We start from the raw sequence: 4326 nt of genomic DNA, 5'->3' as shown, positions 1-4326 counted from the left end.
ACTCGCGGGGCCGGGCTTCCCCCCCCCCCCCCCCGTTCTCCCCCCCCCCTGCCCCCACAGCCCCCACCCGGGCCCACATGGGGGGGGGGCGGGCCTACCCCCGCCAAGCCGACACCACTGAGACTACCGGCATAGCTGCAATCTGATCGACCATCTGCTTCGCGGCTTACGCCGCTCCCACAAATTGGCCTTCGCACGCAGCGTGCCTACGCTCTACACAGATGCCTGCGTCCGCTAGACTTTTGCGTCGTTTCACCTGGACGCAACCATGACTGACCTGATTCCCGCCTTGCCCCTGCCCCGCATCCCGGTTGTCGGTGGCGGCACCTTCCCGGTGCACCGCATTTACTGCGTCGGCCGCAATTTTGCCGATCACGCCCGCGAGATGGGCGCTGCCGCGCCGGCCTCGGCCAGCGAACGCGGCCAGCCGATGTTCTTCATGAAGCCAGCCGACGCCATCGTGGTCGGCGATGCGGCGATCCCCTATCCGCCCGCCACCTCCGACCTGCACCACGAAGTGGAGCTGGTGGTGGCGCTGGGCAAGGATGCGCCGGCCGGTGTGCTCGCCGTGGATCAGGCGATGAACCTGGTGCTGGCCTATGGCGTCGGCCTGGACCTGACCCGCCGCGACCTGCAGGCAGCCGCCAAGGCCAAGGGCGGCCCCTGGGATATCGCAAAGGGCTTCGATCATTCCGCGCCGGTCAGCAACCTGGTGCTGGCAGCCGAGGTTGGCGACCTGGCGCCGCTGGAGCTGTCGCTGGAAATCAACGGCGAGCTGCGCCAGAAGTCCACGCTGGACCAGATGATCTGGAACGTCGCCGACATCCTGCATGAGTTGTCCAAACTCTACGCGCTGCGTGCCGGCGACCTGATCTTCATGGGCACCCCGGCCGGTGTTGCCGCACTCCAGCCCGGCGACCGTTTCAGCGCACGCCTAGGAAAAGTCGCACACCGCGAAGGTTTGATCGCCTGATGACATCTAGTGGAGTAGTCTGCGCCAGCTCCCCTTCATGCATACCTAGGAGAAACACATGGGAATGATCAGCGAATTCAAGGAATTTGCGATGCGCGGCAACGTCATCGACCTCGCGGTCGGTGTCGTGATCGGTGCCGCATTCGGCAAGATCGTCACTTCGCTGGTCGAGAAGGTGATCATGCCGCCGATCGGCTGGCTGATCGGCAATGTCGATTTCTCGGCATTGGCCTGGACCTTGGCACCAGCGAAGATCGGCGCCGACGGCAAGGAAATCCCTGCCGTGGTGATCGGCTATGGCGACTTCATCAACACACTGATCCAGTTCGTCATCGTCGCCTTCGCAATCTTCATGCTGGTCAAGGTGGTCAACCGCCTGTCGCGCAAGAAGGAAGATGCGCCCGCCGCACCGGCCGAGCCGAGCGAGGAAGTGCTGTTGCTGCGCGAAATCCGTGACGGCCTCAACAAGCACTGACCGCTCTACAGGTCTGCCAGCAACGGCCGGGGGTATCCCCGGCCGTTGCCGTTTGCAGCCTTTAGAACGTCATCGTCATCGACACCTGCGGGCTGACATAGGATGCGCTGTTGCGCCCACCCGGCAACGACGCCTGCACACCGAACAGCACACCGACCTGGTCGTTGATGATGTATTCCACGGCCGGCGCAGCACTGAACTCGCGGCTACGTGAGCCAGTCTGATGCAACCCTTTCCGCTGACCGGAAGCATCGACGGTGCTGCCATCAATCACATTGCCCGACTGCGTACTGGCAGTCAGATCCAAGGCCAACACCCAGTTGCGGTTGATGCTGTATTCCAGCCCCAATGCGCCACTGACCGCCGCACCGGCGTTGAGCCTGCCGCGAAAGCTCTGCTCGGTGCCATAAACACTGCGCCCAACCACCGAAACGCTGCCCGGCGATGGGCTCCAGGTGGTCTGCCAGCGCCAGCGCAGCGGCCTCCCATTCGGCATCCACAGCACCTGCTGCCCCAACACCGACAGGCCGGTGCGATAGACGCCGCTACCCTGTCCGTTGAGCGTGTTCTCACCCAGGTGGTCATGCCGCCCGGTCGCCAGTGATTGGCTCAGCATCGCGGCCAAGGTCATCTCGCTGGCCAATGCATCGCCAGCGCGCAACTGGTAGCGCAGCCGTGCCGCGCTATCACCAGTGCGGTAGCCATCACTGTGCTGCGCGCCCTGCGCCGAGCGGCGGCCATTGAGCACCAACTCGCCGGTCAGCCGAGCGGTGATACCTCCACTGAGCAACAGGCTCAGCAATTGGCTGCTGTCGTGTGCATCCAGCGTATGGCGATCGCCGTGGTCGTCGTACACACCACTGGTGCGGCTGTATATCCAATACGGTTGAGCAAAAAACTCGCCCTGCGGCATCGCTGCCGGGCCCGGAGTGACCAATGGCCCGGTGAAACGCACATCGTCCATGGAGTGCGTCTGTGCCAATCCGATTGCTGGCAGTGCCAGCATCAACAACGTCCCTGCCGTCTTGTGTCGCAATGTCATCAAGTGTTCCTGAGCTATCCACCAAACCGGTGGGGGTGCTCAGGCTCGCTCGTGATGCTGCATCGCAATACGAGAAAAACCCGTGGTTGCCTGTCATCGTTTTAGCCGCTCATATCGTCTAGCGGATGCGTACAAAAGCGGCCAGAAGGGGAACCACTTAGCCAATACCAAGATTTCCACACATCCCAACCGGCACATTCCCCTACGACAAACCACTGTTACCCTGACTCGACAAATCACCTTGGAATTGACTATGCGTCGCCGCGCTCTTTCCCTTGCCCTCCTGTTGCTGTGCTCCTCGGCCGCTGCCAACGCTGCGCCCACCCATATTCCGCAGCAGGCGCTGAGCAAGGCCGCCGAACTGCGCGCACAGGCGCTGGCGGACAACACCGGCTGGCAGGTGGTGGAATCGTTGACCACCGAAGTGGGCCCGCGCATGGCCGGCAGCGAAGCCGATGCACGTGCAGTGGAATGGGCCAAGGCCAAGTTCAAGGCGCTGGGCTTCGACAAGGTGTGGACCGAGCCGGTCACCTTCCCGAAGTGGGAACGCCGCAGCGAGCACGCCTCGGTACTGGGTGCGCATCCGCAGCCGCTGACCATCACTGCACTGGGCGGCAGCCCGGCTGGCACGGTGGAAGCCGAAGTCGTGCGTTTCGAAGGTCTGGATGCATTGAAGGCGGCGCCGGAAGGCTCGTTGGCCGGCAAGATCGCCTATGTCGACTTCACCATGACCCGCAAGCGGGATGGCGCAGACTATGGCATCGGCGGCAGCGTGCGCAGCCGTGGCCCGTCCGAGGCCATCCGCAAGGGCGCGATCGGCTACATCATGCGTTCGGCCGGTACCGATTCGCACCGCATGCCGCATACCGGCATCACCCGTTTTGATGAAGGCCTGACCCCGGTACCGTCGGCCGCACTCTCCGGCCCGGATGCCGACCAGCTCAATCGTCTGGTCGCGCGCGGTGCTACCCGCATCCGCATCGCGCTGGATTGCGGCTGGGACGGCAGCTACACCTCGCAGAATGTCATCGGCGAGATCACCGGCCGCAGCCTGCCCAAGGAAGTGGTGGTGATCGGGGGTCACCTGGACTCCTGGGATCTGGGTACCGGCGCCATCGATGACGGCGCAGGGATCGGCATCACCATGGCCGCTGGCCATCTGATTGGTCAGCTCAAGCAGGCACCCAAGCGCACCATCCGCGTGATCGCCTTCGCCAACGAAGAGCAGGGCCTACACGGCGGCAAGGCGTATGCAGCAGCGCGCGTGGCGGCGGGCGAAGTCGTGCAGCAGCACATCGCCGCCGAAAGCGACTTCGGCGCGGGCCGCATCTACGCCTTCAACACCGGCTCGGGCAATCCGGCTGAATCGCGCGAGGCCACCCGCCAGATCGGTGAAGCGCTGGCACCGCTGGGTATCGAGTACCGCGCCGACCAAGGCGGCCCCGGCCCCGACGTAGGCCCGCTGGCTGCCAAGGGCGGTGCCTGGGCATGGCTGGCGCAGGACGGAACCGATTATTTCGACCTGCACCATACCCCGGACGACACCCTGGACAAGATCGACCCGAAGGCATTGGCGCAGAACGTGGCTGCCTACACCGTGTTTGCCTATCTGGCAGCGGAGTCTGAAGGCAGCTTTGGTAGCGAAGCCAAGGATGTGGTGCCGCCGAGGGAGTGATTTTTTGTCGGATTGAAAACAAGAAAGGCGCCGCAAGGCGCCTTTCTTGTTTGGGTTTCTGTAGTGGGGGGGCCGCGCAGCCCGCCGGGGAGGCGGCTGGGAGGCGCCGCGCCCCCAGCCGGCCGGACAGGCAGGGCGCGCGCCCGCGGCCCTCCCGCCCC

Annotated in this window: 4 protein-coding genes; 3 read left to right on the top strand and 1 reads right to left on the bottom strand. The window is 64.4% G+C overall.

What is annotated here, in order from left to right; genetic code table 11:
• The first annotated feature begins 268 nt into the window (after nt 1–268).
• On the top strand, nt 269–973 hold the full coding sequence (locus ACVOMB_RS20680) for a fumarylacetoacetate hydrolase family protein (protein WP_481532887.1): 705 nt from the start codon (nt 269–271) through the stop codon (nt 971–973).
• Nucleotides 974–1031: 58 nt separating this feature from the next.
• Entirely contained in the window at nt 1032–1448 is a 417-nt protein-coding gene (mscL, locus tag ACVOMB_RS20675; protein WP_481532886.1) for a large-conductance mechanosensitive channel protein MscL, read from the top strand.
• A 61-nt stretch (nt 1449–1509) separates the two neighbouring features.
• Here mscL and ACVOMB_RS20670 read toward each other — a convergent pair whose 3' ends face one another.
• Nucleotides 1510–2490 (bottom strand): hypothetical protein, encoded by a 981-nt coding sequence (locus ACVOMB_RS20670; protein WP_481532885.1) that lies wholly within the window; start codon nt 2488–2490, stop codon nt 1510–1512.
• 253 nt (nt 2491–2743) lie between these two features.
• On the opposite strand from ACVOMB_RS20670, the gene ACVOMB_RS20665 reads away from it, so the two are divergent.
• Nucleotides 2744–4165, top strand: coding sequence for a M28 family peptidase (locus ACVOMB_RS20665; RefSeq protein WP_481532884.1), 1422 nt, complete (start codon nt 2744–2746; stop codon nt 4163–4165).
• Nucleotides 4166–4326: the final 161 nt, after the last annotated feature.

Source organism: Stenotrophomonas sp. STEN018, assembly GCF_056760235.1.
The sequence above is the reverse complement of the archived record's forward strand: the minus strand, read 5'-3'. Positions and strand labels throughout refer to the sequence as shown.

What these genes read in the sequence shown, in the direction of transcription:
- ACVOMB_RS20680 (WP_481532887.1), top strand. Translation starts at nt 269, where the DNA reads ATGACTGACCTGATTCCCGCCTTGCCCCTGCCCCGCATCCCGGTTGTC.
- mscL (WP_481532886.1), top strand. Translation starts at nt 1,032, where the DNA reads ATGGGAATGATCAGCGAATTCAAGGAATTTGCGATGCGCGGCAACGTC.
- ACVOMB_RS20670 (WP_481532885.1), bottom strand. Translation starts at nt 2,490, where the DNA reads ATGACATTGCGACACAAGACGGCAGGGACGTTGTTGATGCTGGCACTG.
- ACVOMB_RS20665 (WP_481532884.1), top strand. Translation starts at nt 2,744, where the DNA reads ATGCGTCGCCGCGCTCTTTCCCTTGCCCTCCTGTTGCTGTGCTCCTCG.